The sequence below is a fragment of the Gaetbulibacter sp. NE genome, from assembly GCF_025548475.1.
GTDB classification, from domain to species: Bacteria; Bacteroidota; Bacteroidia; order Flavobacteriales; family Flavobacteriaceae; genus Gaetbulibacter_B; species Gaetbulibacter_B jejuensis.
Map to the genome: position 1 here is coordinate 717,797 of NZ_JAOQHY010000001.1, position 25,777 is coordinate 743,573.

General features: G+C 32.8%; 29 protein-coding genes. 16 read left to right on the forward strand and 13 right to left on the reverse strand.

The window, feature by feature from the left end:
* The first annotated feature begins 28 nt into the window (after window positions 1–28).
* The gene (locus tag OD803_RS03280) at window positions 29–835 is read left to right on the forward strand and encodes a THC0290_0291 family protein (RefSeq protein WP_262732339.1); all 807 of its coding nucleotides are present in this window, start codon (window positions 29–31) and stop codon (window positions 833–835) included.
* 156 nt (window positions 836–991) lie between these two features.
* On the opposite strand, the gene OD803_RS03285 is transcribed toward OD803_RS03280, so the two are convergent.
* Complete coding sequence (locus OD803_RS03285) at window positions 992–1,405, reverse strand: hypothetical protein (RefSeq protein WP_262732340.1); 414 nt, start codon at window positions 1,403–1,405, stop codon at window positions 992–994.
* Window positions 1,406–1,414: 9 nt separating this feature from the next.
* Window positions 1,415–2,593: a cystathionine gamma-synthase gene (locus tag OD803_RS03290; RefSeq protein ID WP_262732527.1), complete on the reverse strand. Its 1,179-nt coding sequence runs from the start codon at window positions 2,591–2,593 to the stop codon at window positions 1,415–1,417.
* Window positions 2,594–2,664: 71 nt separating this feature from the next.
* Here OD803_RS03290 and OD803_RS03295 point away from each other — a divergent pair, with 71 nt between their 5' ends.
* Window positions 2,665–3,390, forward strand: coding sequence for a DUF3298 and DUF4163 domain-containing protein (locus OD803_RS03295; RefSeq protein WP_262732341.1), 726 nt, complete (start codon window positions 2,665–2,667; stop codon window positions 3,388–3,390).
* A 175-nt stretch (window positions 3,391–3,565) separates the two neighbouring features.
* Here the strand turns inward: OD803_RS03295 and OD803_RS03300 are convergent, their stop codons facing one another.
* Window positions 3,566–4,021, reverse strand: coding sequence for a DinB family protein (locus OD803_RS03300; protein WP_131506264.1), 456 nt, complete (start codon window positions 4,019–4,021; stop codon window positions 3,566–3,568).
* 74 nt (window positions 4,022–4,095) lie between these two features.
* Here OD803_RS03300 and OD803_RS03305 point away from each other — a divergent pair, with 74 nt between their 5' ends.
* Together OD803_RS03305 and OD803_RS03310 are read left to right on the forward strand one after the other, a co-directional pair.
* Window positions 4,096–4,449, forward strand: a complete 354-nt coding sequence (locus OD803_RS03305; RefSeq protein ID WP_262732342.1) for an arsenate reductase family protein — start codon at window positions 4,096–4,098, stop codon at window positions 4,447–4,449.
* Window positions 4,442–5,335, forward strand: coding sequence for a DMT family transporter (locus tag OD803_RS03310; RefSeq protein ID WP_262732343.1), 894 nt, complete (start codon window positions 4,442–4,444; stop codon window positions 5,333–5,335). Before OD803_RS03305 ends, OD803_RS03310 begins: the two co-directional genes overlap by 8 nt.
* Here the strand turns inward: OD803_RS03310 and OD803_RS03315 are convergent.
* Complete coding sequence (locus OD803_RS03315) at window positions 5,327–5,803, reverse strand: acyl-CoA thioesterase (RefSeq protein WP_131506267.1); 477 nt, start codon at window positions 5,801–5,803, stop codon at window positions 5,327–5,329. The genes OD803_RS03310 and OD803_RS03315 overlap by 9 nt on opposite strands.
* A 133-nt stretch (window positions 5,804–5,936) precedes the next feature.
* Here OD803_RS03315 and OD803_RS03320 point away from each other — a divergent pair, with 133 nt between their 5' ends.
* Genes OD803_RS03320 through nadD form a run of 3 tightly spaced genes read left to right on the forward strand, consistent with a single transcriptional unit; the run spans window position 5,937 to window position 7,950 of the window.
* The gene (locus OD803_RS03320) at window positions 5,937–6,794 is read left to right on the forward strand and encodes a YicC/YloC family endoribonuclease (protein ID WP_129759630.1); all 858 of its coding nucleotides are present in this window, start codon (window positions 5,937–5,939) and stop codon (window positions 6,792–6,794) included.
* Window positions 6,794–7,375, forward strand: a complete 582-nt coding sequence (gene gmk / locus OD803_RS03325) for a guanylate kinase (protein WP_134198431.1) — start codon at window positions 6,794–6,796, stop codon at window positions 7,373–7,375. The genes OD803_RS03320 and gmk overlap by 1 nt, the downstream gene beginning before the upstream one ends.
* Entirely contained in the window at window positions 7,372–7,950 is a 579-nt protein-coding gene (gene nadD / locus OD803_RS03330; RefSeq protein WP_262732344.1) for a nicotinate (nicotinamide) nucleotide adenylyltransferase, read from the forward strand. The genes gmk and nadD overlap by 4 nt, the downstream gene beginning before the upstream one ends.
* 9 nt (window positions 7,951–7,959) lie before the next feature.
* Here nadD and OD803_RS03335 read toward each other — a convergent pair whose 3' ends face one another.
* The 5 genes from OD803_RS03335 to OD803_RS03355 form a co-directional block, all read right to left on the reverse strand.
* Complete coding sequence (locus OD803_RS03335; RefSeq protein WP_262732345.1) at window positions 7,960–8,553, reverse strand: hypothetical protein; 594 nt, start codon at window positions 8,551–8,553, stop codon at window positions 7,960–7,962.
* Between the two features lie 132 nt (window positions 8,554–8,685).
* Window positions 8,686–9,045 (reverse strand): YraN family protein, encoded by a 360-nt coding sequence (locus tag OD803_RS03340; RefSeq protein WP_262732346.1) that lies wholly within the window; start codon window positions 9,043–9,045, stop codon window positions 8,686–8,688.
* Between the two features lie 20 nt (window positions 9,046–9,065).
* Window positions 9,066–9,902 (reverse strand): winged helix-turn-helix domain-containing protein, encoded by an 837-nt coding sequence (locus tag OD803_RS03345; protein ID WP_262732347.1) that lies wholly within the window; start codon window positions 9,900–9,902, stop codon window positions 9,066–9,068.
* Between the two features lie 92 nt (window positions 9,903–9,994).
* The gene (locus OD803_RS03350; protein ID WP_442899844.1) at window positions 9,995–10,975 is read right to left on the reverse strand and encodes a S66 peptidase family protein; all 981 of its coding nucleotides are present in this window, start codon (window positions 10,973–10,975) and stop codon (window positions 9,995–9,997) included.
* A 1-nt stretch (window position 10,976) separates the two neighbouring features.
* Window positions 10,977–11,609: a hypothetical protein gene (locus tag OD803_RS03355; protein WP_262732348.1), complete on the reverse strand. Its 633-nt coding sequence runs from the start codon at window positions 11,607–11,609 to the stop codon at window positions 10,977–10,979.
* Window positions 11,610–11,722: 113 nt separating this feature from the next.
* On the opposite strand from OD803_RS03355, the gene metG reads away from it, so the two are divergent.
* Window positions 11,723–13,795 carry a methionine--tRNA ligase gene (gene metG, locus OD803_RS03360; RefSeq protein ID WP_262732349.1) on the forward strand — a complete coding sequence of 691 codons (2,073 nt, stop codon included), beginning with the start codon at window positions 11,723–11,725 and terminating at the stop codon, window positions 13,793–13,795.
* A 61-nt stretch (window positions 13,796–13,856) separates the two neighbouring features.
* Here the strand turns inward: metG and OD803_RS03365 are convergent, their stop codons facing one another.
* The 3 genes from OD803_RS03365 to OD803_RS03375 are packed head-to-tail and all read right to left on the reverse strand — an operon-like array spanning window position 13,857 to window position 16,524.
* Window positions 13,857–14,477, reverse strand: a complete 621-nt coding sequence (locus OD803_RS03365; RefSeq protein WP_262732350.1) for a hypothetical protein — start codon at window positions 14,475–14,477, stop codon at window positions 13,857–13,859.
* A 21-nt stretch (window positions 14,478–14,498) separates the two neighbouring features.
* Complete coding sequence (locus OD803_RS03370; protein WP_262732351.1) at window positions 14,499–15,509, reverse strand: hypothetical protein; 1,011 nt, start codon at window positions 15,507–15,509, stop codon at window positions 14,499–14,501.
* Window positions 15,510–15,516: 7 nt separating this feature from the next.
* On the reverse strand, window positions 15,517–16,524 hold the full coding sequence (locus OD803_RS03375) for a hypothetical protein (protein ID WP_262732352.1): 1,008 nt from the start codon (window positions 16,522–16,524) through the stop codon (window positions 15,517–15,519).
* Window positions 16,525–16,643: 119 nt separating this feature from the next.
* Here OD803_RS03375 and OD803_RS03380 point away from each other — a divergent pair, with 119 nt between their 5' ends.
* The 6 genes from OD803_RS03380 to OD803_RS03405 all read left to right on the forward strand — a co-directional run bounded on the left by OD803_RS03380 (window position 16,644) and on the right by OD803_RS03405 (window position 24,268).
* Entirely contained in the window at window positions 16,644–18,770 is a 2,127-nt protein-coding gene (locus OD803_RS03380; protein WP_262732353.1) for a Tex family protein, read from the forward strand.
* The gene (locus tag OD803_RS03385; RefSeq protein WP_131506278.1) at window positions 18,767–19,096 is read left to right on the forward strand and encodes a DMT family transporter; all 330 of its coding nucleotides are present in this window, start codon (window positions 18,767–18,769) and stop codon (window positions 19,094–19,096) included. Before OD803_RS03380 ends, OD803_RS03385 begins: the two co-directional genes overlap by 4 nt.
* 82 nt (window positions 19,097–19,178) lie before the next feature.
* Window positions 19,179–20,078, forward strand: coding sequence for a DMT family transporter (locus tag OD803_RS03390; RefSeq protein ID WP_262732354.1), 900 nt, complete (start codon window positions 19,179–19,181; stop codon window positions 20,076–20,078).
* An 85-nt stretch (window positions 20,079–20,163) separates the two neighbouring features.
* Window positions 20,164–20,682, forward strand: coding sequence for a ferritin (locus OD803_RS03395; protein ID WP_129759643.1), 519 nt, complete (start codon window positions 20,164–20,166; stop codon window positions 20,680–20,682).
* 508 nt (window positions 20,683–21,190) lie between these two features.
* Entirely contained in the window at window positions 21,191–22,465 is a 1,275-nt protein-coding gene (locus OD803_RS03400; protein ID WP_129759644.1) for a ribonucleotide-diphosphate reductase subunit beta, read from the forward strand.
* A 21-nt stretch (window positions 22,466–22,486) separates the two neighbouring features.
* Entirely contained in the window at window positions 22,487–24,268 is a 1,782-nt protein-coding gene (locus OD803_RS03405) for a ribonucleoside-diphosphate reductase subunit alpha (RefSeq protein ID WP_131506279.1), read from the forward strand.
* Between the two features lie 56 nt (window positions 24,269–24,324).
* Here the strand turns inward: OD803_RS03405 and OD803_RS03410 are convergent, their stop codons facing one another.
* A complete protein-coding gene (locus OD803_RS03410) occupies window positions 24,325–24,657 on the reverse strand; it encodes a single-stranded DNA-binding protein (RefSeq protein ID WP_129759649.1) in 333 nt (110 codons plus the stop codon).
* A 217-nt stretch (window positions 24,658–24,874) separates the two neighbouring features.
* On the opposite strand from OD803_RS03410, the gene OD803_RS03415 reads away from it, so the two are divergent.
* Together OD803_RS03415 and OD803_RS03420 are read left to right on the forward strand one after the other, a co-directional pair.
* Window positions 24,875–25,426: a GNAT family N-acetyltransferase gene (locus tag OD803_RS03415; RefSeq protein WP_262732355.1), complete on the forward strand. Its 552-nt coding sequence runs from the start codon at window positions 24,875–24,877 to the stop codon at window positions 25,424–25,426.
* Window positions 25,407–25,757, forward strand: coding sequence for a hypothetical protein (locus OD803_RS03420; RefSeq protein ID WP_131506281.1), 351 nt, complete (start codon window positions 25,407–25,409; stop codon window positions 25,755–25,757). Before OD803_RS03415 ends, OD803_RS03420 begins: the two co-directional genes overlap by 20 nt.
* Window positions 25,758–25,777: the final 20 nt, after the last annotated feature.

The window sequence follows — 25,777 nt, forward strand, 5'->3', positions numbered from 1 at the left end:
TATCTATGCCCTCACTAAAAGAAACCATATGGCGCTTAATTTGAAACAGTTAACCATTATATTTGTTCTTCTTGCAAATGTAAATAATGTGTTTTCTCAACTAGGTTTTTCCCACGAAATTGGTGCTATAGTTGGACCAGTTCAATTTAGATCAGATTTTGGTAGTAGAAACGAAGAAGAAACCAATTTTGGAAACTCAGGTATTGGTGTTGGTATAGTTCACTACATCAATTTTGCCTACAGAGCAGACTGTAACTGCTACTCTACTGACACCTACTTTAACGATCACTTTAAACTTCGTAGTGAAATATCTTGGAATAAAACCAACCTACAACATCATGGTGAATGGGTAGGACCAGATAATGTTAGTGATAATGCTGATAGATTAAGAGCGCAACGTGGTGTGGCTGAAAATTTTGATGTTGGTATGCAGTTAGAATATTTCCCATTGAGTATTCGTTCGTTTCAAGCGTTTAGTTACAGGTTTGCTCCCTTTATAAGTTTAGGAGCGCATTATACCTCATCTAGTCCACAAGGAAGTACTGATTATGGTGACGGAAACATCTTTAACCAAAACAATATTTATTCCTATTGGTTTGATCCTGCAACTGATACTGAATATCCTATTAATTTAGATAAAGTCAATGCGTGGTCTGTAGTAACTAGTGTTGGTGTTAGATATAAACTCACACCTTTATCCGATTTAATGCTAGACCTTCGTTGGCAATACTATTTTAGTGATTGGATTGACGGTTTAGACCACAAACTAGAATATAACAAGTACAACGACTGGTTGGTGTGGTTAAACTTTGGGTACATTTACTACTTAGATTAATCATTTTAAGATATATAATAAAAAAGACCAACAGTAATTGTTGGTCTTTTTTTATTACTCTGTTAGTAATCTATGTAATTTCCCATAATCTCCCGATTGACCAAACTCTGAAGTATTGACATTTGTTCCTAAGATTTGACTGTTTAAACAATCAAATCAAACTTTTGCAACTCCAACTATGGAATCTGATTTTTTAAAGATTAAAACATCACGATAAACATAAATACAATCAAGCACATACACTTCTTTATGTGATTTATCTCTAAATATTTCGCTTAATTCTGGGTGTTTATTTTCAGCTACTTTGTGTTTAGTAAATCCTATTTTTGTAAGTTTAGAGATAAACGATGTGTCTTGAAACTTTTCAGGTGTGTTGTTTAAAATAACATCTATTTTCAAACGTTCATTAGCACTTAAATCATTTCTTTCTTCAAGATCAAACAACACATCTTCATCAATTGATATTGAATAATGATCTACTTCATCAAAATCAAAATAATATTCTCCCTTTCTTTGACCACAACTAAGTGTTAAGAAAAAAATACTTGCAATTAATAGATTCCTAAACATTTTAAAATGTTAACCTATAGCCTGTTCTAAATCGGCAATTAAATCGGCTTCGTCTTCAATACCAACGCTAAGCCTAATTAACGAATCAACTACTCCTGTTTTTTCACGCTCTTCTTTTGGTATACTAGCATGTGTCATACTTGCTGGATGTCCAGCTAAAGATTCTACACCTCCTAAAGACTCAGCAAGCGTAAACACCTTTAATTTCTCAACAATTTTTATAGCTTCTTCATAATTGTTCCCTTTTGTGGTAAACGATACCATTCCTCCAAAATCCTTCATTTGCGACTTTGCAACTTCGTGGTTTGGATGACTCCTAAACCCAGGCCAATATACATTTTCAATTTTAGGATGATTTGCTAAAAACTCAGCTACCGCTTTTCCGTTTTCGCAATGACGTTGCATACGTACATGTAGTGTTTTTATGCCTCTTAACACCAAAAAGCTATCTTGAGGACCACAAACTGCTCCACTTGCATTTTGTATAAAATACAGTTTTTCAGCAAGCGCTTTATCTTTTACAACTAATGCTCCCATAACAACATCGCTATGCCCACCAAGATATTTAGTTGCCGAATGCATTACAACATCAGCTCCTAAGTCTAAAGGTTGTTGTAAATATGGTGTAGCAAAAGTATTATCAACTGCTAATAGCAAATTGTGCTTTTTAGCAATTGCTGATACTGCTTTAATATCAATAATATTCATCATTGGGTTAGTAGGTGTTTCAACCCAAATAAGCTTTGTATTTTCATTTACGTAGCTTTCAATGCTAGACGCATTTTCCATTCCTACAAAATGAAATTTTATTCCAAAGCGTTCAAAAACACTTGTAAACAATCTATAACTTCCGCCATACAAATCGTTAGTTGAGATAACTTCATCTCCAGGATTTAAAAGCTTAATTACTGCATCAATAGCTGCCAAACCAGACCCAAATGCTAACCCATGATTTCCATTTTCTATACTTGCAAAAGCATTTTCAAGCGCATTACGTGTTGGGTTATGAGTTCTTGAATATTCATATCCTTTGTGTCCTCCAGGAGTAGATTGTGCGTAAGTAGATGTTTGATAAATTGGAGGCATAACCGAACCATAAGCAGGATCATGCTCTTGACCTCCATGTATTGTTTTAGTATTAAATTTCATAGTACTGAATGTCTTTCTATTTTTATAATTACAACAAATTTAACCTTTAATTCGTTGTATTCAAATCTATGTAATACCTTTATAGTATGTTTAACAAAATCCTTTTCCCTGTGAAAAAACTTAGCCTAATTATAGTAATATTCACCCTCTTTTACAGCTGTAAAAACGAAGTAACTCCTATTGAATTTTCTGAAACAGCTATTGAAAACAATGAGCATGTTAATATCGAAATTATCTACCCAAAAGTTACATCCAAATCAGACATTGCTTCAAAAATAAATTCTGAAATAGAGCAAACCATTTCAAAAAACATAGCCTTTTTTGAAGATGATACCGAACAATTATCATTAGAAGCTTCAATTAAAGATTTTGAAAACAGATATATAAATTTTAAAAAAGAATTTGAAGACAGCTCAATTAAATGGGATGCAAATGTAAGTGGCGAAGTAGTTTACAACTCTGAAAACGTGATTACCATTGCAATTGACTCTTACACGTTTACTGGTGGAGCTCATGGCAATAGCGTTATTACTTTGTTGAATTTTAATCCTAAAACTGGAGCATTATACAGTTTTGATGATATTTTTAATAACCCTACAAAAGTTACTGAGCTTGCTGAAACTTATCTTGAAAAAGAATTGAACATCTCTAAAAACCAAAATACTGATGATTACTTTTTTGACGAGTTTTTTAAAATGCCTGAAAATATTGGTTTTAGTGATGAGGGTATCATCTTTTTATACAATACCTACGAAATAGCTGCTTATGCTCAAGGTGTTACTGAGTTTACTATACCTTACAGTGAAATTAGTGAATTCTTAAAACTTTTAGAGTAACTAAATAAAGTAAGTACGGATAATTATTTTCGTCAGTTAGACTGAATTTCACGATTAAAAAGAGTGGAATTTGTATCGAAAACAAGAAAATTTCTAACAAAAAAATATTTCTCGATACAAAATTCATTTAGAATTTTACTCGAAGAGACAATTACGTACTAAAATACTATTCACATTAAATAGATTTCTTTAATGCCAAAATATAACCTAAATGCAAGCCTTCGTGGTAATTGTTAAAAGCAATAGCTTCCTCGACATTTGTTAACCTGTTTTTTGTGGTTACTGTATATTCATTAAAGGTTTGAAAGATTTTGTTATTATAATCTTCCTTGGTTTTTTCAATAGTTGAGAAAAGTAATCCTTTTATTTCGTCAACTTCGGCTTGGGTTAAATCGCGTTCAGGTTTTGTACCTTTTCTAAACGCTTCAACAAAATCATCGTTAACAATCATTGGTAAACCCGATAGCTTATACACCAATAATTGTTGAGTAGCAATGGTGTGAGCTATATTCCAAATCATATTGTTTTTAAACCCTTTAGGTACTTTATTGAGCTCTTCTAAGGAGTAGTTCTCAATAAAGGTTTTAAGAACAGCTCTGTTTTTTAACGTAATATCAAAATCCCATTCCATAGTTTAAATTTTATTTAAAAGTAATTAATTTTTGCTTCAAATCCGTTTACTTTGCAGTGTAAAACTGTTAACTCATGAATAAAGTTTACTACCTAAAAACTTGTAGCACTTGCGTGCGAATTTTAAAAACGCTTAATCTACCTTCAGATTTTATCTTACAGGATATTAAAACCGAAGAAATAACTGTTAAGCAACTCGACGAAATGAAAGCTCTAGCTGGTAGTTATGAAGCGTTGTTTAGCAAACGTGCAAAACTTTATAAAGAAATGGGCTTAAAAGACATGAATCTTTCTGAAAAAGATTATAAACAATACATCCTTGAGCATTACACCTTTTTAAGCAGACCTGTGATACTTGCAAATAATCAGATTTTTATTGGCAACAGCGCTAAAACTGTTGAGGCTGCAAAAAAAGCAATACATGAATAGCCGAATTCTGGCTTTGATAGCCGCTTTTATAGTTCAAGTTATTTATGGTCTTACCTTTACCTTTGCTAATGATGTTATTGATGAAGGACATGTAAAGCCGTTTGGATTTATCTTACTTAGAGTACTAGGAGCTGCTGTGCTTTTTTGGATTTTTAGCATCTTCGCTCCTAAAGAAAAAATTGATAAAAAGGACTTTTTAACCTTCTTCTTTGCCTCTATTTTTGGTATTGCTCTTAATATGCTTACCTTTTTTAAAGGCTTAGAATTTACAACACCTATACATGCATCAGTAATTATGACTGTTGTGCCTATTGTGGTTTTGGTGCTGTCTTCTTTTTTGCTGAACGAAAAATTAACCTCTCTTAAAATTTTAGGCGTTATACTTGGGTTTGCTGGAGCTATTGTACTATCGGTTTATGGACGATCAAAAGTTGTTGGAGACAATATTTTGCTAGGTAACTTTTTAGTATTTATTAATGCTGTGTCTTATAGTATTTACTTAATAATCATTAAAAAACTCACCAATAAGTACCATCCGTTTACATTTATAAAATGGTTGTTTTTATTTGGTTTTATTTTGGTGTTACCTTTTGGGTATAATGAAGTATTAAGTGTTGATATTAGTACATTTACACCTTACATCTATTTCTCTATACTATTTGTTATTGTAGGCGCAACTTTTGGTACATATCTTTTAAATCCGTTAGCACTAACAAAACTAAGAGCATCAACAGTAAGTACATTTTTGTACATACAACCTGTAATTGCTGGTATTTTTGCAATACTAATGGGAAGCGATACTGTAAACACTGTAAAAATCTTAGCTGCTGCTCTAATTTTTACTGGAGTGTATTTGGTTACCAAAAAGCCTAAAGCATCAGCTTAGGTTTACTGGCTTTTTACCGAACTTTCTAGTATCTTCTTTTGTTAAAACCTTAAAGTTTTTGGACTTAGGAAAAGTGTCCATTTCCTGTTTAAAGTTTTCAGGAAGTGGTGTTAACGATCTTGTTTTTAAATTAATCCAAGCACCTAAAATTTCACAATTAGCTAAGTTTTCACCTTTATGGTTGTAGAAATTGTGCTCTATTTGAAAAAACATACCATCGTCACTTAAGCCCATAATTTCTAAGCTTACAGTAATTGGCGTGCCTAAAAACGCTTCTTTAAAATAATAGATGTGCTCATAAAAAATTACAGGACTAATATCATACTTAGCTAAGTTTGAAAGTGAAAAGCCATGATCTTCAAAAAAAGCCACTCGAGTATGACTCATAAAGTTTACATAAGCAGAATTTGCCAAATGCCTATTGGCATCAACATCACTCCATCTAATTTCAAATTGTTTTTTATACATAACATAGGTTTTTAAGTTCTACAAATTTATTGATTTTTGTTATGCAAGCATAATAGTTATTCCGCTTTTTATAATAACCCATAACTATATGTTTTTCCTTACCTTTGCTCAACTTTTATATAAATGTAGGTTCATGATACAATCAATGACAGGATATGGGAAGTCTGTAATTCAGCTTCCAACAAAAAAGATTTCAATAGAGGTAAAATCCCTTAACAGCAAAAATTTAGATTTAAATACTCGCATGCCTTCGCTTTACAGAGAAAAGGAACTTGAGATAAGAAAACAAATCGCTTCTAAACTGGTAAGAGGTAAAATAGATTTTTCGTTGTACATGGAAATTACTGGTGAAGAAACCTCTACTCAAATCAATAAAACAGTTGTGCAACAATACATTAAACAACTTAAAGAAGTTGTTGATGGTGATGAAACCGAAATGCTTAAAATGGCTATTAGACTTCCTGATGCTGTGACTACTGAACGTGATGAAATTGATGAAGACGAATGGAGTCAAATTGCTAAAGAAATTGATAGCAGCCTAGAAAAAATTTATCAGTACAGATTAGATGAAGGACAAGTTTTGGAAGCCGATTTTATAGAGCGTGTCAACACTATTTCAAACCTATTGGAGCAAGTTATAAAAATGGATCCTGAGCGTATTGAAGGAGTAAGAGAACGTTTGCAAAAAGGAATTGCTGATATAAAAGAAAAAGTTGACGAAAATCGTTTTGAGCAAGAACTGGTATTTTACATAGAAAAATTTGACATTACTGAAGAAAAAGTAAGATTAAGCAATCATTTGGACTACTTTTTGAAAACATTAAAATCTAGCGATTCTAACGGTAAAAAATTAGGGTTTATCAGTCAGGAAATGGGACGCGAAATCAATACCATTGGGTCAAAATCTAATTATGCACCAATGCAAAAACTGGTAGTTCAAATGAAAGATGAGCTCGAAAAAATTAAAGAACAACTCTTAAACGTATTATAATGAAGCAAGGTAAACTTATTGTGTTTTCAGCGCCTTCTGGCTCAGGAAAAACCACTATTGTAAGACATTTGCTTAAACAGCAAGAGTTGGATTTAGAGTTTTCTATTTCGGCTACTTCGCGTGCCAAAAGAGGCGAAGAAGTACATGGTAAAGACTACTATTTTTTAAGTTTTGAAGACTTTAAAAAGAAAATAAAAAACGATGAGTTTTTGGAGTGGGAAGAAGTGTATCGCGACAATTTTTATGGCACTTTAAAAACCGAAGTGGAACGTATTTGGGCCAAAGGTAAACACGTTATTTTTGATATTGATGTTTCTGGAGGATTACGCATTAAACGAAAATTCCCAGAAGAAACACTTGCCATTTTTGTAAAACCTCCAAGTATTGACGAACTTAAAATAAGACTTAAAAAACGTAAGACCGAAAGTGACGACAAAATAAACATGCGTATTGCAAAGGCATCTGCTGAATTGGCAACTGCACCATTGTTTGACAAAATTGTAGTTAACGACGATTTAGACAAAGCTTTAGACGAAGCATACAAACTAGTTTCAAACTATTTAGGTATTGATAAAAAATGAAAATAGGTCTTTATTTTGGTACGTTTAACCCTATTCATGTTGGGCATTTAACCATTGCCAACCACATGGCTGAATATAGTGATTTGGACCAAATTTGGTTAGTAGTTACACCTCACAATCCGTTTAAAAAAAAGAGTTCTTTACTAGATAACCACCAACGCTTAGAAATGGTATATCGTGCCACAAAAGTCTATACCAAACTAAAACCAAGCGATATTGAGTTTAACTTACCACAGCCAAATTACACTATAAATACGCTTACATACTTACAAGAAAAACATCCTGATTATGAGTTTGCTTTAATTATGGGTGAAGACAATTTAAAGAGTTTCCATAAATGGAAAAACTATGAATTGATTCTTCAAGGTCATGATATTTATGTGTATCCTCGTATTTCTGAAGGAACTGTTGAAACCCAGTTTGATGGTCACCCAAAAATTCATCATGTTGCTGCTCCAATAATGGAGCTCTCTTCTACATTTATTAGAAACTCAATAAAAGCAGGTAAAAACATAAGGCCAATGCTTCCTGAACATGTATGGGAATACGTTGACCAAATGAATTTTTATAGGTAATTACACAAATTAATACTGGTTATTACTTCCTCCACTAGGGCAGTCTGATAAGGTTGTTTCTACAAACATTGCCCAACTATTCCCATCAAATTCTGCACCTTCAGCCCAAGCAGTTTCTCCTCCATCTGGACCTTCTACTTCAGCATGAGCTGCAAAACAATAATTATCTCCTAAGTCTTCTAAGCTCACAGCATAAATAACTTCATAATCGCTTACAAAAATAGGGTCTGTAAAAGGGAATTGACCAATTTGAGGGTTTCCAGAACCTGTTAAAGGGACCCAGTTTTCATCACAATTACCAAGACTTAAATGTGTGGTTCCTAGTACCCAATCTCCATTTGTAGTAAAAACAATAAATAAATTTTCTCCATCATTATAAATAGAGACATCGCCTGCAACATGATGTTGACCAGCTATTAAACTTACACTAATACACGGATCATCTAAATCTTCAATATCAGCATCAATATCAACAACAGCTTGAGGAACATCTAATTGAGCTGCTTTCCTATTAGTCTCTTCATCTTTTTGAACACTCTCAACCTGACAACTTGTACTAAACAAAAGAGTTAAGCAACCAATAGTAAAAATAATTTTTTTCATGATTTTAAAATTTGGGGTTAAATCTGAATGAAATTACAAGTTTACGCTATAAACTCTACAATTTTTTCGTTGTAATGCATAAATTAAACTCTTTTTGAAGATTTTTCTTACACAATTCGATAAATGACACTTTTAGAAATGAAAAAATGCATTTTCTAAATGCTCTATCATGTAGTCTTTTTCGTTTTTTACAATTGCAATAATATCAAAACGCACTTCTACCTCTAAACCATTTACAGTTACGTATTCATCTACTGCTTTTACTAGGTTTTTAATTTGTTTTGGTTTTACAAAATCTTGCGGATTTCCAAAATCGGTAGTAGAGCGTGTTTTTACTTCAATAATGGCAAGAATATCTTCTTTTTGGGCAATAATATCAACCTCAGCCTTGTCAAAACGATAATTGCGTTCCACAATTTCATAGTGATTTTGCAACAAAAAATCTACTGCTAGTTGTTCGCCTTTTTTACCAAGTTCGTTGTGTTGCGCCATCTTATTTAATAATTAAAACACTATGTATCTAAAACTTCCAACTTATACCCAATACCATGAATGTTGGTTATTTTTATAGAATCGTCCTCCTGTAATTTTTTTCTCAGTTTAGAAATATAGGTGTCTAAACTCCTACCAACAAACACGCCTTGGTCTTCCCAAACTCGTTTAACCAACTCATCTCGTTTAACTACAGCATTCAAGTTTTCATAGAAAATTTCAAGCAGTTCGCACTCTTTTTTGGAAAGTTGAATTTCAGAAGCTGACTTTACCAATTTATTTTGGTCAGGGTAAAACTCATATTTTCCAATAATGTAAGATTCCAACGTGTCTTCCTTGAGCTTTGGTTTTCTAAGTTTCATTAAAAACCATAAAGCCAAAATTACTCCACCAAAAAGTAATACATAGATTACCCAAGAAGTTTGTTTAAGCTCAGTAAATTGCACTTGAATTATGTAACACCCAACAGGTAATGCTCTACCCATACAAGGTATAATACTGTTCTGCTCTTCATTTTTCATTTCATAGCTATACGCTACTTCATTATCTGAGCAATGCAATACTTCAATTCTATAATTATCAGGCAAATTGGCTTTTGCAAAGCTATTCTTTACTGCATCTACTAAACTATCTGGAACAATACTTAGTTCTTCTTGAAAGGTTAATTCAAATTTGTTAGTATCAATATTAGTAATTGGTAAAACCAAAGAGGTAGAATCGTTTTGAGACAGTAAAAGTGAATTCCCTACATCTCGTAATGCAATTTTAGTGATTTCAGAAAATGAATTTTCATCGTCACAAGACATTGAACAACTCAACAACAAAATAAAAAATATAGAATAAATAGTCCTTTTCATATGTTTTGTAAATAAAACATAAATATGTCAATTACTTGAGCGTTTGACACTTCTTTGACATTTTTTTTACATTCTTTAATGATAAAAGAAACCTACTCAAAAACCAATGTTGACTGCTCAGCACCAACTGTCAACTGTACTGTTCTACCTAAAAACATTGCTCTGTTATCATCTTCGTGTCCAGCAGGCATATTAAATGCAATCGGGAAATCGTATTCAGATAAAGCATCTAAAACAAGTTGCTCAATGGATGTTCCCCAAAGCGTTGTATTTTTTCTAAGTTTGGTCATATCCCCAACAATAACTCCTGCACAATTATCAAAATAACTAGCGCGTTTTAAACTTTGTAACATACGGTCTATATGATATTTATACTCACCTATTTCTTCAATAAATAAAATTTTTCCTGAAGTATCAATACTAGTTTCAGAACCCAACATAGTGTGCAGCATGGTTAGGTTTCCTCCTACCAATTCACCTGATGCTGTTCCAACTCTGTTATAATTTGTTCCTGCTAAAGTATAGGTCAAAGTCTCTCCAAAAATTGCCGACTTAAATGTAGCAACGGTTTGTTCAAGTCCTTCAAGGTCTTTTGTTAAGCTCACACACATCATAGCATGTATGGTTTCAAACCCTTGGTTATGAAACAAACTATGTAAGGCTGTAATATCACTATAACCTATAAGCCACTTTGGTTTCGTTTTAAATTTGGTGAAATCGAGTTTGTCTAAAATCCTTACAGCACCATAACCACCACGAGCACACCAAATAGCACTTATAGTTGGGTCGTCCATCGCATTTTGAAAATCTTCACAACGCTCGTTATCAGTTCCAGCAAAATGATTGTCTTGACTAAACACATATTTGCCAACAACCACATTTAAACCCCAACTTTTAAGCAAATCGCTGGCTTGTTGAACTTCACGTTGTCTGTTTTTTAAAATTCCTGAAGGTGCTACAATAGCCACTGTGTCACCCATTTTTAAATATGGTGGTTGTGTCATTTTTTCTTGAGAATACATTTCACCTGCTATAATACACAAGAGAAACAATGTTATTTTTTTTAATGCCATATTAATATTTTTTATGCCATCCTAAACCTAAGTTTAAACCTACACCAAAATAATTGAACTCTCCTAAGCTACCAAATATTTTAACCCCAAAACTTCTACCAAATGCAGTTGGTTGCCCCACAGGGATTATCCCATACAATACTCTAAACCGCTTTTTTTTAGCTTTAAAAAAATTAAAATTTAACTCAAAAGGAACAGCTATATATGATTCGTTATATCTAAATTTTTCACCATCTACAGTTCTACTATACCTTAATAAATTAGAAGATACACCTGCTGAAATACTAAGAGCAGAACCATTAAAAATAAACCGTTTTCCATAAAGTAAAGCAAACTCATTCAATGAATCTCCTCCAATAAATAATGGAACGATTAAAACACTAGCTAATCCTGCATCAGGGTTTGTCTCAGCAACATATGTGCTTCTAAAAGTAAATAGATCTTTCTTTATTTGATAATTTGCACTAATGCCAAAAGTTAATCCGTTTACTTCATTTCCGCTATTTGAGGCGCCTACTAAAAAGTCGACATAAACTATTGGATTAGATTTTACCTCGGTAGAATCTTTTTCTTTTTGGGCAAAACTATTGCACGTAAAAAAGAATACTAAAATTACATAATAGTACTTTTTCATAGCTTTTTCTATCAAATCTAATAAAAAATAGCCCTCAAAACTCAATTGAAGGATTAAGAATTGAGAGAATAAAAAACTTAATAGTTATTTTTGCCATCAAATTAAACCTTGATATGTCAACAAATCCTAAACGATATACAATCACAGCAGCATTACCTTACACAAACGGTCCAATTCATATTGGGCATTTAGCAGGTGTTTACGTACCTGCTGATATTTATGCTCGTTACTTACGTTTAACAGGAAACGATGTGGCCTTTGTTTGCGGTAGCGATGAGCATGGTGTCCCTATCACTATAAAAGCAAAAAAAGAAGGTGTATCACCTCAAGATGTCGTTGATAAATATCATGCCATTATTAAAAAATCTTTTGAAGATTTTGGAATTACTTTCGATAATTACTCAAGAACATCAGCGCAAATTCACCATGAAACGGCTTCAGAGTTTTTCTTGGAACTTTATAAAAAAAGTGAGTTTATTGAAGAAGTTACCGAGCAGTTATATGATGAAGAAGCTAAACAGTTTTTGGCAGATCGTTTTGTGATTGGAACCTGCCCAAAATGTGGTAATGAAGAAGCTTATGGCGATCAATGTGAAAAATGTGGTACCAGCCATAATGCTACCGATTTAATTAACCCAAAATCGGCTATTACTGGCAATGCTCCAACCCTAAAAGAAACAAAACACTGGTTTTTGCCTTTAGATAAGCACGAAGAGTTTTTAAAAGAATGGATTTTAAAAGGTCATAAAAAAGATTGGAAACCTAATGTTTACGGACAAGTAAAATCTTGGATTGACGATGGTTTACGACCTCGTGCTGTAACACGTGATTTAGATTGGGGAATTCCTGTTCCTGTTGAAGGTGGCGAAGGCAAGGTACTTTATGTTTGGTTTGATGCGCCAATTGGTTACATTTCGGCAACCAAAGAATGGGCTGAACGCGAAGGAAAAGATTGGGAACCATATTGGAAAGACGAAAACACCAAATTGGTTCACTTCATAGGAAAAGATAACATTGTGTTTCACTGTATCATCTTCCCAAGTATGCTAAAAGCAGAAGGCTCATATATTTTACCAGATAATGTACCTGCTAACGAGTTTTTAAATTTAGAAGGCAATAAATTATCTACGTCTAAAAACTGGGCAGTTTGGTTGCCAGAATATTTAGAGGATTTTCCTGATAAGCAAGATGTTTTGCGTTATGCATTAACAGCCAATGCACCAGAAACCAAAGACAACGATTTTACTTGGAAAGATTTCCAGGCAAGAAACAATAACGAGTTGGTAGCCATTTTTGGAAACTTTATAAACCGTGTTGTTGTTTTAACCAACAAGTATTACAATGGTATTGTTCCAGAACCAAGCGACTATTCTCAAGTTGACGAAGAAACACTTGCTGCTGTAAAAGCTTATCCAGATGTTATTGCAAGTTCTATTGAGCGTTACCGTTTTCGTGAGGCAAGTCAGGAATTGATGAATCTTGCACGATTGGGTAATAAGTATTTAGCTGATGAAGAACCTTGGAAAGTCATTAAAGAAGATGAAGCTCGTACAAAAACAATTATGTTTGTAGCACTACAAATAGCATCGGCTTTAGCAACTATAAGCGAACCATTTTTACCGTTTACTTCAGAAAAATTAAAATCTATTTTAAATGTCTCATCGAGCGGAGTCGAGATGTCTTGGGAAGACATTTCAACTAAAGATATTTTGCTTCCTGCAGGACATCAAATAGGAAAAGCTGAATTGTTATTCAATAAAATTGAAGATAAAGACATTCAAGCACAATTAGATAAACTAGAAGCGAGTAAAAAGGCCAATGAAGCTGCCAATAAAGCAGCCGAACCTCAAAAAGAAGAAATCACTTTTGATGATTTTACAAAGTTAGATTTACGTGTAGGAACGATTATTGAAGCCGAAAAAATGCCGAAAGCCAAAAAGCTTTTAGTCTTAAAGGTTGATACAGGTATTGACACAAGAACCATAGTTTCTGGTATTGCTGAAAGCTTTACTGCTGAAGAAGTCATTGGAAAGCGCGTTACCGTTTTAGTGAATTTAGCACCAAGAAAATTACGTGGTGTTGAAAGCGAAGGTATGATTTTAATGACCGAAAGTCCTGAAGGTAAATTGGTGTTTGTAAACCCTGATGCCAACCAAGACGTTGCGAACGGTTTACAGATAAGTTAATTACACCTAATAACAGATTACAAACCTCATAGTCTTATGCTATGAGGTTTTTTATTTTCAGTTAGGATGTCAATTTAAAACGAAGTGCAAATGCTCTTATGAGCAAAAAGGGTAAAATAATAATTACCGAACCCCATAAATTATTGGGTGTGAAAGTTTCAGGGAAATTTCTAACCACAAAAAGCATTAAAACAACACCTAATATTATTGACACATGAAGGATAAGCATGTTAGGTGTGAAGTTTCCAAAACTTACTTTTAAAGGCTGCTGAGTGCTATGTAACAGTATACGTTCTACAGCCACAAACACTAGGTTAATGTTAAAAAACCAATTCTGGAAAAATAAAATTCTCATGTTAATTAGTATAAGCGTATCATTGTTCCAATTGGCCATAAATGCAAAAAATACCACTATAAACACAAAATACACACCCATTTGGATAAAGGAACCGAATACAGATGTTTTTCCTTGACTTATATTCACCGCATTTTTGTTATGCTTAAAGCAAATTCTGTCAACCATAATTCTAATAAGTTCATTCCACCAAAAAAAGTAAATAATATAAAACACTGTAGTTTGCCCACTCCAAATGGATAAAGCAGTAAGCGAAATAAACACTAAAAAATCCCATTGGGAATAATGTTTAAGTGGTTTATCTATAAGAGATGAAAAGCTATTCATTGGGTTTGTTTTTCTGGATGGTTAATTGTCATAATCAAAACTCACTTCAAACAATAAATCTATAAACGAGGCTTTATGTAAATTTATGACTTGAGAAGCCTGTACTTGATTATAAATATGTTCTGAAACATTAATATTTCCGTGATTAGTTTCAATTTGAAATTTTGTAGAGTTTCTATTAGACGTTGCTTTCAATTTATCAATCACTTGAACCTTAGTAACCGTTTTTAAATAACCATTACGATTAAATTTTGCATATCTATTGTACTTAATCAATAGTTTAAATGAGTAGTATATAAATGCAATAATTAACGGAATTAGAAATATGAATATGCCTTTCCAAAGTACAAATAGTAGAATAATTATTGGGATAAGATACACTAGGTCTTTTCTAATCGTTTTAAAAAACATTTTTTTGACTAATTCAATCTCTCTTATTGTCATAGGAATAGACTTCTCATCACGTTCGTAGCGTTTTTTACTTATTGTATGATGAGACAAGTCTGTTATGTCATTATTTTTTTCTAAAACCTTAAAGTCTAAAACTTCCTTCTTTTTAGGGCTAATCTCGATAGAAACTTTATCACCTAATTTAGCTTGGGAATACTGTTTGTAAGACACACTGTGCTCTATGTTTTCTATACTAATGTAATAGTAGGTTCGAGTACTTTTACGTGAAGAACCATAGGCATGAGAACCACCTCTATTGTGTCTAGCAGAAGATGATGTGTGTTTGTTTACCCGCTTATCAGTAACAATACCAGTATAACATTGTTTTACTCCTTTTTTTAAATCGATATAAGTTCCCCAGAAAAAGTAGGATATAAAGGCTCCAAAAATTAGAGCAAAAGCAGTAAAAACAAAAACAGGAATATATCCCATTTCACCAGTTGGCAACACAAATTTAAAAATGAAGAAAAAAATTGCTCCTACAAAAACACCAAATGCAATTAAAAACAAAAATTGTCGCCTGAGCTTTTTTCTGTCTTGCAACGTTAGTGGCTTAATTTCATATTGATTTTGAGGTACCATAAGCTTATTAAAACGAATTTATAGCCGACAACATATCTTCAAACTTTGCTTGCACCTCAGCATCATATTTGGTATCACCTATAACTTCTCCATTAGATAAAGTTGTTTTATAAAATCTAATACCTGCAATAGTATTTGTGTTTAAATCGATATCAGCTTCGGCATACGCAATTTTATTTCCTTGCGCATCGGTTTTATAATCAAACAACAATACTTGTGTAAGTGTTAGTTTATCCTTGTGTTTTCCATAAAACTGTGTGGTTTGATTTGAATATTGCTCTAAATTAAAAGGTAAATTATCTAAAGGCGCTTCTTTGTCAAATCGTTGCATACCTTTCATGAGTCTTTCGGTTGCATTTTCGTTGTCACCTAAATCAAACTTTAGTATAAAATTCTCTAAATAAGAAGTCACTTCAAAACGTTGTCCAGGTGATACGTACGAAGTAATTTCTTTATTTTCAAGATAATAGTAGTTGGTAGTTATCTCTGTTTGATTTTCATTCTTTTGAGTTCTAATAGCTTTATAAAGTTTCCCTTTATTAGAGTAATAATATGTAGTGACTGTGTTGCTTTCTATAGATGTCGTTTGGTATAGTAACCTGTTTTGGTAGCTAAATGTATTATGACTACTGCCATTATTCAACTTAATGGTTTCTTCCACAAGCTGCCCTTCTCCATTGTATTTGTACATATGTTTTCTGTTTTCTTTTGAATTACTAAACTCAAAAACACGTTTATGTAGCTTACCTTTTTTATAAATGCATTTTGATGTTGACCACGTATTATCTTTTAAATTCTGAATGTGATAATTGTCTATAAATCCATCCTTACTGAATTGATACGTTGATTTCTCTATTGGTTCTTTATCAAGATTATAGCTAACAGTTTCTACTATATTAACAGGTTGTAAAAACCCATAATCTTGAGTAGTAACTTTTGGTAGCGATTGCGCTTGCAGATGATTTAAAGAGATTAAAAAAAAGCTGAAAGTCAGCAAAATGTATTTAAACACCATAATTTTCATATATAATTTGTAAAAATATACGCTCAACTTAATTGTTACAATACGACATTTGCCCTACTTCTATCATTATCTTTTATATTTTTACAGCCTACAAAAAAGAAAGTCATTTTATGTCTCTACTCTCATATATTACCAAAAACACTAACCTTCCAGAAGTATCTGTAAAAAACACCATTAGCTTGCTTAACGATGCGTGTACTGTTCCGTTTATTTCGCGTTACAGAAAAGAAGCTACAGGAAATCTGGACGAAGTTCAAATAGGTGATATTGTAAAATACAAAGAACTTTTTGAGGTGCTTGAAAAACGTAAAGCAGCCATTTTAAAGTCACTTGAAGAACAAGATGTTTTAACATCAGAATTAGAGCAAAAAGTAAACGACGCTCAAGATATTACAACACTTGAAGACATTTACTTGCCATACAAAAAAAGCCGAAAAACAAAAGCAGATACAGCTAAAGCTAACGGATTAGAACCTTTAGCTAAAATCATAATGAGTCAAAACGCTCACGATATTGAAAGCATTGCATATAAATATGTAAAAGATGCTGTTGGTTCGGTTGATGATGCTCTAGAAGGCGCTCGACATATTATTGCCGAATGGATTAATGAGCGTACTGATGTAAGAAACAATATTCGTTATCAATTAGAACGTTTTGCAACCATTGCAACTAAAGTTGTAAAAAAGAAAGCCGATGAAGAAGACGCTCAAAAATTCCGTGATTATTTTGATTGGAGCGAGTCGTTGAGTCGTATTCCTTCACATCGTTTGTTAGCCATTTTACGTGCCGAAAACGAAGGTTTTATTCGTGTGAAAATTGAAATTGATGATGAACGTGCTTTAAATAAAATGGCGCAGCGTATTATAAAATCTGACAATGCGTGTTCTGATCAAATCGATATTGCTATAAAAGATGCATACAAACGCTTATTGTTGCCATCATTGAGCAATGAAGCGTTACAAAATGCCAAAGAAAAAGCCGATGAAGCTGCGATAACTGTTTTTGCTAAAAACCTAAAACAATTGTTGTTGGGTTCACCATTAGGAGAAAAGCGCATTTTAGCCATCGATCCTGGTTTTAGAACCGGTTGTAAAGTAGTGTGTTTAGATGCGCAAGGGCAACTTAAACACAATGAAACCATTTATCCGCATGCACCTAAAAACGATAGCACAGGCGCAATAAAAAAAATAAGCACACTTGCCGAAGCATATAATATTGAAGCTATTGCTATTGGAAACGGAACCGCTTCGCGCGAAACAGAATCGCTGATTAGACGTATTCGTTTTAAAAATGATATTCAAGTATTTGTGGTGAGTGAAGCAGGAGCTAGTATTTATTCGGCTTCAAAAATTGCGCGTGAAGAATTCCCTAATTACGATGTTACGGTAAGAGGCGCTGTTTCTATTGGTCGTCGTTTGCAAGATCCGTTGGCAGAGTTGGTTAAGATTGACGCAAAATCTATTGGTGTTGGTCAATATCAGCATGATGTTGATCAAACCAAGCTAAAAACCGAACTAGATACTGTTGTAGAAAGTTGCGTGAATGCTGTTGGTGTTAATCTAAATACCGCAAGTAAAAGTTTGTTGAGTTATGTGTCTGGAATTGGTCCTAAATTAGCCGAAAACATTGTTAGTTATCGCGATCAACATGGTGCATTTTCTTCTAGAACCGATTTAAAAAAAGTACCACGTTTAGGAGATAAAGCTTTTGAGCAAGGATCAGCATTCTTAAGAATTAAAGATGCAAAAAATCCGTTAGACGATTCTGCTGTGCATCCTGAAAGCTATAGTATTGTAAAAGCTATTGCAAAAAATGAAGGAAAACGTGTTTCTGAACTTATAGGAAATTCTACCGTTTTAAATGGTATTGATTTAAAACCCTATTGTACAGATACCGTTGGTTTGCCAACACTTAAAGACATCGTAAAAGAACTTGAAAAACCAGGATTAGATATTAGAGAACAAGCCAAAGTGTTTACCTTTAATCAAAACATAAAAACCATCAATGATGTACAAGAAGGTCAATTGCTTCCCGGAATTGTCAATAATGTAACCAATTTTGGAGCTTTTGTTGATATTGGAATTAAAGAAAGCGGCTTAATTCATATTTCAAACTTATCAGATGGTTTTGTAAGTGATGTTAGTGCGCATATTAGTTTGCACGAACAGGTCATTGTAAAAGTTTTGGAGGTTGATATTCCGCGTAAGCGTATTCAATTAAAACTACATAAATCATGAATTGGATTATTTTAATTATCGCAGGATTATTTGAAGTTGCCTTTGCTTTTTGTTTAGGAAAGGTAAAAGAAACCTCAGGAAACACGTCTACTTATTGGTTTTTAGGGTTTTTATTATGTTTAGCTATTAGTATGTGGCTTTTGGTAAAAGCTACCCAAACCTTACCTATAGGAACTGCCTATGCTGTTTGGACAGGTATTGGTGCTGTAGGCACTGTTTTGGTTGGCATTTTTGTGTTTAATGAACCTGCTAATTTTTGGCGTGTCTTTTTTATTTCAACCTTAATTATTTCTATTGTAGGCTTAAAATTTGTGTCCCAGCATTAAGCCCTAATATTTAACATATTTTTGTGTGAAAATAAAGCCTTAAAAGTCAATATAAGATTTAGCTTTGCATTTTTTTTAGTTTATGAAAAAGGCAAGAATGGCTTTGGCTATTGGGGTTATATGTATTTCTATATTCCCTGTTTTGGTTAAGTTAAATTTAACCTCTGGTGTAATTTCTGCATTTTACAGAATGTTTTTTTCTCTGCTTGTATTACTGCCCTTTGTGTTGTACAAGCGTGCACTCAAAATTCCTAATTTTAAAGTTGGGCTACTAGCCATTGTTTGTGGCATTATCTTTGGGACAGATGTTACTGTTTGGAATATTGCCATTCAAGAATCAACTGCTACACAAGCATCACTATTGACAAATTTATCTCCTGTGTGGGTTGGTATTTTAGCATTCCTTTTTTTAAAAAATAAACCAAAACCTAATTTTTGGATAGGAACACTTGTTGCTATTTTTGGTATGGTGTTACTAGTAGGTTTTCAGGTGTTTAAAACATTAGATTTTGATTTAGCATTTGTTTTTGGTGTGTTGTCTGGAGTGCTTTATGCTTTCTATATGCTGATAAGTAAATATGTTTTAAAAACGATGGATATTTTAAGTTTTATGACACTTAACTTAATAGCTTCAAGTATTCATTTAGGTGTATTAAGCTATTTTCTTAATGAACCTTTTTATGGGTTTAGTAACATGGGATGGATTGTGTTGATAATTCAAGCATTAGTTTGTCAGTTGTTAGCTTGGCTTCTTATTAGTTACGCAACTCAACATATGCGTGCTACAAGAGTTTCTGTGAGTTTGCTTGGTCAAGGAATTTTGGCAACTGTTCTTGCATGGATGTTTATAGGAGAGCAAGTAACTATTCAAATGGTAATTGGAGGAATCATTTTGCTTTTAGGTATTGGGATTACTTTTAAAGAAACACCACTAACATCATATTCATTTAGAAAAATTAAGTCAAAAGTAAAGCCTTTATAATATTACTGCAACGAAGGTAATTTAAAACTATTCTAACATCTTTAACGCTTAAAAATGCTTAACTTTACGTAAAAAGAAAGACATTATGTTATCAAAAAAAATAGAAAAAGCGTTAAATGATCAAATTAGAGTTGAAGCCGAATCTTCTCAAATCTATTTAGCTATGGCTTGTTGGGCTGAAGTAAAAGGACTTGAAGGAGTTGCTGGTTTTATGTACTCACAATCTGATGAAGAACGTGCGCATATGCTCAAACTAGTTAGATATGTAAACGAACGTGGTGGACACGCTCATGTATCAGCCTTAAATGCACCAAATGTGACCTTTAAATCGTTTAAGGAAATGTTTGAAAAACTATTTGAACACGAAGTATTTGTATCAGAAAGTATTAATGAGTTAGTGCATATTGCGTTACAAGAAAAAGACTATTCTACTCACAACTTCTTACAATGGTATGTAAGCGAACAAATAGAAGAAGAAGCAATGGCTCGTACAATTCTTGATAAAATAAATATGATAGGTGACGATAAAGGTGGCTTGTACTTATTTGACAGAGATATTCAACAAATAACAATAAGCACAGCTGCTTCTGAAAGTCCTGAATAATTTTTAACAATTAATTTTATTTAGAATTAATAAAAATAATTTATTTTTGCCTCATATTCTACAAGTTAGTAACCGTTGGGCAAGAAGAAAAAAGAAAAGAAACAACAGAAAAAAGCTTTAAAAACCTTACATAAAGCAGGTATTATTAATGCTAACAAGGTAAAAAGCAAGTGTTGTGAAAAATATAAAAAAGGAGAAAACAAGCGTTGTGGCAAATGCCCTTGCTTTGATTTACTTAAAAAAGTTGCATAAAAAAGTCTCAATAATTATTGAGGCTTTTTTATTTCTAATTCTACTGAATCTAAAACAACATTTCATGCCTTATTTTTACTGATGAAATGAAGATTTAAACTAAAAAAAGACCTCATTATTTTCATTTTATAAACAGTAAAAAACATCCTTATGTTGATAAATTGTTAAGAAGAATATTTAACACATTTCATTTCATTTAGAATAATTTATCACTTTTACATTATCTTATTAGATACACTATAATTCGTTATTACTTATGGAAATTTTACACATTACTAAAAGAAATTTTAGCCAGAAACCTTTTGAATTAAGCAAAATCACAAACGCTATTTTAAAGGCAATGAAAGCGGTTGAAAATGGAGAATTTGGAGACGCTCAACTAATAGCAAATAACGTTTATGACGTATTGTTACAAAGGAAAAATCAAGATAAAGATTATTTACCTACGGTTGAGGAAGTGCAAGATGTTGTAGAAGATAAATTAATGGAAAGTTCTTTTCACGATGTTGCAAAAGCTTACATTTTATACAGAAACAAACAAGCTTTAAGTCGTAAGAGCAACATTTTTGAAAAACGTGTAAACTTAAAACCTTACGAGTATCCTCAATTATACGAATATGTTCCAGCAATTCGTCATTCATATTGGATACATACCGAGTTTAATTTCACAAGTGATATACAAGATTTCAAATCAAATCTTTCTGAAGTAGAAAAATCTGCTATAAAAAATACGATGCTTGCAATTTCTCAAATTGAGATTGCAGTAAAAACGTTTTGGGGAGATATTTACCATAGAATGCCAAAGCCTGAAATAGGATCTGTAGGTTCAACATTTGCAGAAAGTGAAGTAAGACATGCTGATGCATACTCGCACCTTCTTGAAATTTTAGGACTAAACAAAGAATTTGAAGAGCTAAAGAAAAAGCCAGTAATCATGAAGCGTGTGCAGTATTTAGAAACTGCATTAAAAAACGCTAAAAGTGAAAACAATCAAGAATATGCAGAGTCTGTATTATTGTTCTCATTATTTATTGAGCACGTGTCTTTATTCTCTCAATTCTTAATCATTATGGCATTCAACAAGCATAAAAATATGCTTAAAGGTATCTCTAACGTGGTTGAAGCAACATCAAAAGAAGAGCAAATTCATGGAGATTTTGGTATAGATATCATCAATATTATCAAAGATGAGCACCCAGAGTGGTTTGATGCAAGCTACAATACCATGATTCAAGATATGTGTAAAGAGGCCTATGTTGCTGAAAGCAAGATTGTAGATTGGATTTTTGAAGAAGGCGAATTAGATTTCTTACCAAAAGCAGTTGTAAACGAGTTTATTAAAAACCGTTTCAATAAATCTTTAGAAAGCATTGGTATTGAAAAAGTATTTGATATAGACGAAACACTACTTACACAAACCGAATGGTTTGATGACGAGATTATTGGTACAAAACATGGCGATTTCTTTGTAAAACGCTCTATCAATTACAGTAAAAGAACACAAAGTATAACAAGCGACGACTTATTTTAACCAGACTATTTTTTATAACCTATGGAGAACAAAACAATACACCAGCCGCAACTACAAGATCAAAAAAACACAACTGATGAACTAGTAAATGCCCGAAAAGAATTTTTAACCAACACGAAAAAGGAAGAAGGATTTGAGTGGTTAAATGAATACAGTCAACAGTTTTTAGAATCAGGATACTTAACCGAAGGTGTAACGCCCAAGCAACGTATTAGAGAAATTGCTGAACGCGCAGAACATATTCTTCAAATTCCTGGATATGCAGATAAGTTTTATCACTATATGTCTGAAGGGTTTTTCTCTTTAGCGTCTCCAGTTTGGTCTAACTTTGGTAAAGAACGTGGTTTACCAATAAGCTGTTTTGGTTCTCATATTGATGATGACATGGGTAATATTCTTTACACACAGTCTGAAGTAGGTATGATGTCAAAATTAGGTGGTGGTACTTCTGGGTTTTTTGGTAAAATTCGTCATAGAGGAGCTCCTGTAAAAAACAATGGGCAAGCATCTGGTGCAGTTCATATTATGCAGTTGTTTGAGTCTATGGTTGATGTGGTTAGTCAAGGTTCTGTACGTCGTGGTCGTTTTTCTCCATATTTACCAATTGAGCATCCAGATATTAAAGAGTTTTTAGAAATAGGTACTGAAGGTAACCCAATACAGCAATTAACACATGGTGTAACAGTTACCAACAAATGGATGGAAGAAATGATTGCTGGTGATGTTGAAAAACGTACTATTTGGGCAAAAGTATTACAAAGTCGTGGCGAAATGGGTTACCCTTATGTATTCTTTACAGACAATGCTAACAATGGTAAACCAGAAGTTTATAAAGATAAAAACCATAGCATACACGCAAGTAACTTATGTACAGAAATTATGTTACCATCAAACGATGATTGGTCGTTTGTATGTGTACTTTCTAGTATAAATGTATTACACTACGACAAGTGGAAAAGCACAGACGCAGTAGAAACTATGATTTATTTCTTAGATGCTGTAATAACAGAATTCATTGAAAAACTAGAAGTATATCGTGATTCTGATAACAGAGATGACCGTCAAACATTCTTGTTTATGGAGCGCGCTTATAATTTTGCAAAAGAAAACCGTGCTTTAGGATTAGGTGTTTTAGGATGGCACTCGTTATTACAGTCTAGAATGCATGCCTTTGATAGTCAAGAAGCATTTAACTTAAACCGTGAAATCTTTAAAACTATAAAAGAGCGTTCATACAAAGCTTCAGAAGAGTTGGCTGTAAAATTTGGAGAACCTAAAGTGTTAAAAGGTTACGGTCGTAGAAACACAACATTAAACGCTGTAGCGCCTACAACATCTTCGGCGTTTATTTTAGGACAAGTATCTCAAGGTATTGAACCAATATGGTCAAATATTTATGTAAAAGATATTGCTAAAATAAAAACAACAATAAAGAATCCTTTCTTAGAAAATTTATTAGAAGAAAAAGGACAAAACACTACCGAAGTTTGGAGAAGCATTAGAGATATGGATGGTTCTGTACAACATTTAGAGTTTTTAACAGAGCAAGAAAAAAACGTGTTTAAAACGTACTCTGAAATTGACCAATTAGATGTAGTTTATCAAGCATCAGCAAGACAAGAATTTATAGATCAAGGACAATCTGTAAACATTATTGTGCACCCAGAAATGCCTGTAAAAGAAATAAACAACATTCATGTTACAGCTTGGAAACTTGGTTTAAAATCATTGTACTACCAACACAGTATGAATGCTGCGCAAAAATTCAAACAGAAAAAAGAGTGTACAAGCTGTGAGGCTTAATCACAATATTGAATAATAAAAAAACCGCTCGATTGAGCGGTTTTTTTATTTTAAGATTATTTACTCAACATCAATAGTTCATTGCAAACTATTTCAGTAGTGTAGTGTTTTTTACCTTCTTTGTCTTCCCAAGAGCGATTGGTAAGTTTCCCTTCAACCGCAATTTCTTGTCCTTTAGAAATATAATTCTCTACTACTTTTACTAGACCACCACGAACAATAATGTTGTGCCAGTAAGCGCGTTCTACTTTGTTTCCGTTTTTGTCTTTGTAGCTATCATCTGTAGCTAAAGAAAATTTGGCAATTTTATTACCATCATCAAAATTTACAATTTCAGGATCTTGTCCTAATCTACCAATCAACTGTACTTTGTTTCTAAGCGTGTTCATAATTTTAATTTTTTAAATGTTAAACAGTTAATACTATCGAGTTCTTATGTTACTGAAGTGCATCCAGTATTAATTCGACACTGCAAATATGAAACAGATACCAAAATTTATTCGGTTATTAACTGTTTAAATTCGTTTGTAAATGTTTGTAGTCGTTTGTAAACGAATAATTTGTATATTGTATACAAGCTAAATCGCTATTAATAATCACTTATAAATGAAAGCATTATTAGAAACTGAACGTTTAATTCTAAGAGAGATATTACCTACTGATATTGAAGGTATGTTTGAATTAGATTCTAACCCAATAGTCCACAAATACTTGGGCAATAAACCTGTAAAGACCAAACAGGATTCAGAAAAAATAATACAATCCATTATAAAACAATACGAAGAAAGAGGAATTGGTCGTTGGGCTGCTATTGAAAAATCTACAGGAGATTTTATAGGTTGGTCAGGGTTAAAACTTAATACAGGTGAAAAAGATTCTTTAAACGGAAAACAAGATTTTTATGATATTGGTTATCGCTTTATTCCTCGATATTGGGGAAAAGGTTACGCAACCGAATCGGCTATTGTTGCATTGGATTATGGCTTTAAAGTAAAACAATACGAAACCATTATAGGAGTTGCTCTTACAGATAATATTGGCTCAAATAAAGTGCTTCAAAAAATTGGATTACAACATATTGAAGATTTTGATTGTGAAGGCGAAAAAGCCTCTTGGTATGAATTAAAACTAAACGATTATGAAAAAAACTTGTCCTGAATGTGGTGAGAAAATAGTTGGCAGAATTGATAAAAAATTCTGTAGCGATGCTTGTCGGAATTCATATAATAACAGAGTGAATAAAGACAGTAAAAACTTAATACGAAACACCAACAACCGCCTTAGAAAAAACTACAGAATTCTTGAAGCACTAAACCCTGAGCAAAAAACTAAAACCTCAAGAGCAAAACTTATTGAAAAGGGGTTTGACTTTAATTACATAACAAGTATTTACACAACCAAAGCAGGTACTGTTTATTATTTTGTTTACGACCAAGGCTACTTACCCATTGAAGGCGACTACTATGCACTGGTAAAGCGAGAAAGTTAACCTGTAACATTTAAAGCAAA

Bases quoted from the DNA above. Each gene is read 5' to 3' on its own strand.
- OD803_RS03280 (WP_262732339.1), top strand. From the start codon at position 29: ATGGCGCTTAATTTGAAACAGTTAACCATTATATTTGTTCTTCTTGCA.
- OD803_RS03285 (WP_262732340.1), bottom strand. From the start codon at position 1,405: ATGTTTAGGAATCTATTAATTGCAAGTATTTTTTTCTTAACACTTAGT.
- OD803_RS03300 (WP_131506264.1), bottom strand. From the start codon at position 4,021: ATGGAATGGGATTTTGATATTACGTTAAAAAACAGAGCTGTTCTTAAA.
- OD803_RS03305 (WP_262732342.1), top strand. From the start codon at position 4,096: ATGAATAAAGTTTACTACCTAAAAACTTGTAGCACTTGCGTGCGAATT.
- OD803_RS03310 (WP_262732343.1), top strand. From the start codon at position 4,442: ATGAATAGCCGAATTCTGGCTTTGATAGCCGCTTTTATAGTTCAAGTT.
- OD803_RS03315 (WP_131506267.1), bottom strand. From the start codon at position 5,803: ATGTATAAAAAACAATTTGAAATTAGATGGAGTGATGTTGATGCCAAT.
- OD803_RS03320 (WP_129759630.1), top strand. From the start codon at position 5,937: ATGATACAATCAATGACAGGATATGGGAAGTCTGTAATTCAGCTTCCA.
- gmk (WP_134198431.1), top strand. From the start codon at position 6,794: ATGAAGCAAGGTAAACTTATTGTGTTTTCAGCGCCTTCTGGCTCAGGA.
- nadD (WP_262732344.1), top strand. From the start codon at position 7,372: ATGAAAATAGGTCTTTATTTTGGTACGTTTAACCCTATTCATGTTGGG.
- OD803_RS03335 (WP_262732345.1), bottom strand. From the start codon at position 8,553: ATGAAAAAAATTATTTTTACTATTGGTTGCTTAACTCTTTTGTTTAGT.
- OD803_RS03340 (WP_262732346.1), bottom strand. From the start codon at position 9,045: ATGGCGCAACACAACGAACTTGGTAAAAAAGGCGAACAACTAGCAGTA.
- OD803_RS03345 (WP_262732347.1), bottom strand. From the start codon at position 9,902: ATGAAAAGGACTATTTATTCTATATTTTTTATTTTGTTGTTGAGTTGT.
- OD803_RS03350 (WP_442899844.1), bottom strand. From the start codon at position 10,975: ATGGCATTAAAAAAAATAACATTGTTTCTCTTGTGTATTATAGCAGGT.
- OD803_RS03355 (WP_262732348.1), bottom strand. From the start codon at position 11,609: ATGAAAAAGTACTATTATGTAATTTTAGTATTCTTTTTTACGTGCAAT.
- metG (WP_262732349.1), top strand. From the start codon at position 11,723: ATGTCAACAAATCCTAAACGATATACAATCACAGCAGCATTACCTTAC.
- OD803_RS03365 (WP_262732350.1), bottom strand. From the start codon at position 14,477: ATGAATAGCTTTTCATCTCTTATAGATAAACCACTTAAACATTATTCC.
- OD803_RS03370 (WP_262732351.1), bottom strand. From the start codon at position 15,509: ATGGTACCTCAAAATCAATATGAAATTAAGCCACTAACGTTGCAAGAC.
- OD803_RS03375 (WP_262732352.1), bottom strand. From the start codon at position 16,524: ATGGTGTTTAAATACATTTTGCTGACTTTCAGCTTTTTTTTAATCTCT.
- OD803_RS03380 (WP_262732353.1), top strand. From the start codon at position 16,644: ATGTCTCTACTCTCATATATTACCAAAAACACTAACCTTCCAGAAGTA.
- OD803_RS03385 (WP_131506278.1), top strand. From the start codon at position 18,767: ATGAATTGGATTATTTTAATTATCGCAGGATTATTTGAAGTTGCCTTT.
- OD803_RS03390 (WP_262732354.1), top strand. From the start codon at position 19,179: ATGAAAAAGGCAAGAATGGCTTTGGCTATTGGGGTTATATGTATTTCT.
- OD803_RS03395 (WP_129759643.1), top strand. From the start codon at position 20,164: ATGTTATCAAAAAAAATAGAAAAAGCGTTAAATGATCAAATTAGAGTT.
- OD803_RS03400 (WP_129759644.1), top strand. From the start codon at position 21,191: ATGGAAATTTTACACATTACTAAAAGAAATTTTAGCCAGAAACCTTTT.
- OD803_RS03405 (WP_131506279.1), top strand. From the start codon at position 22,487: ATGGAGAACAAAACAATACACCAGCCGCAACTACAAGATCAAAAAAAC.
- OD803_RS03410 (WP_129759649.1), bottom strand. From the start codon at position 24,657: ATGAACACGCTTAGAAACAAAGTACAGTTGATTGGTAGATTAGGACAA.
- OD803_RS03415 (WP_262732355.1), top strand. From the start codon at position 24,875: ATGAAAGCATTATTAGAAACTGAACGTTTAATTCTAAGAGAGATATTA.
- OD803_RS03420 (WP_131506281.1), top strand. From the start codon at position 25,407: ATGAAAAAAACTTGTCCTGAATGTGGTGAGAAAATAGTTGGCAGAATT.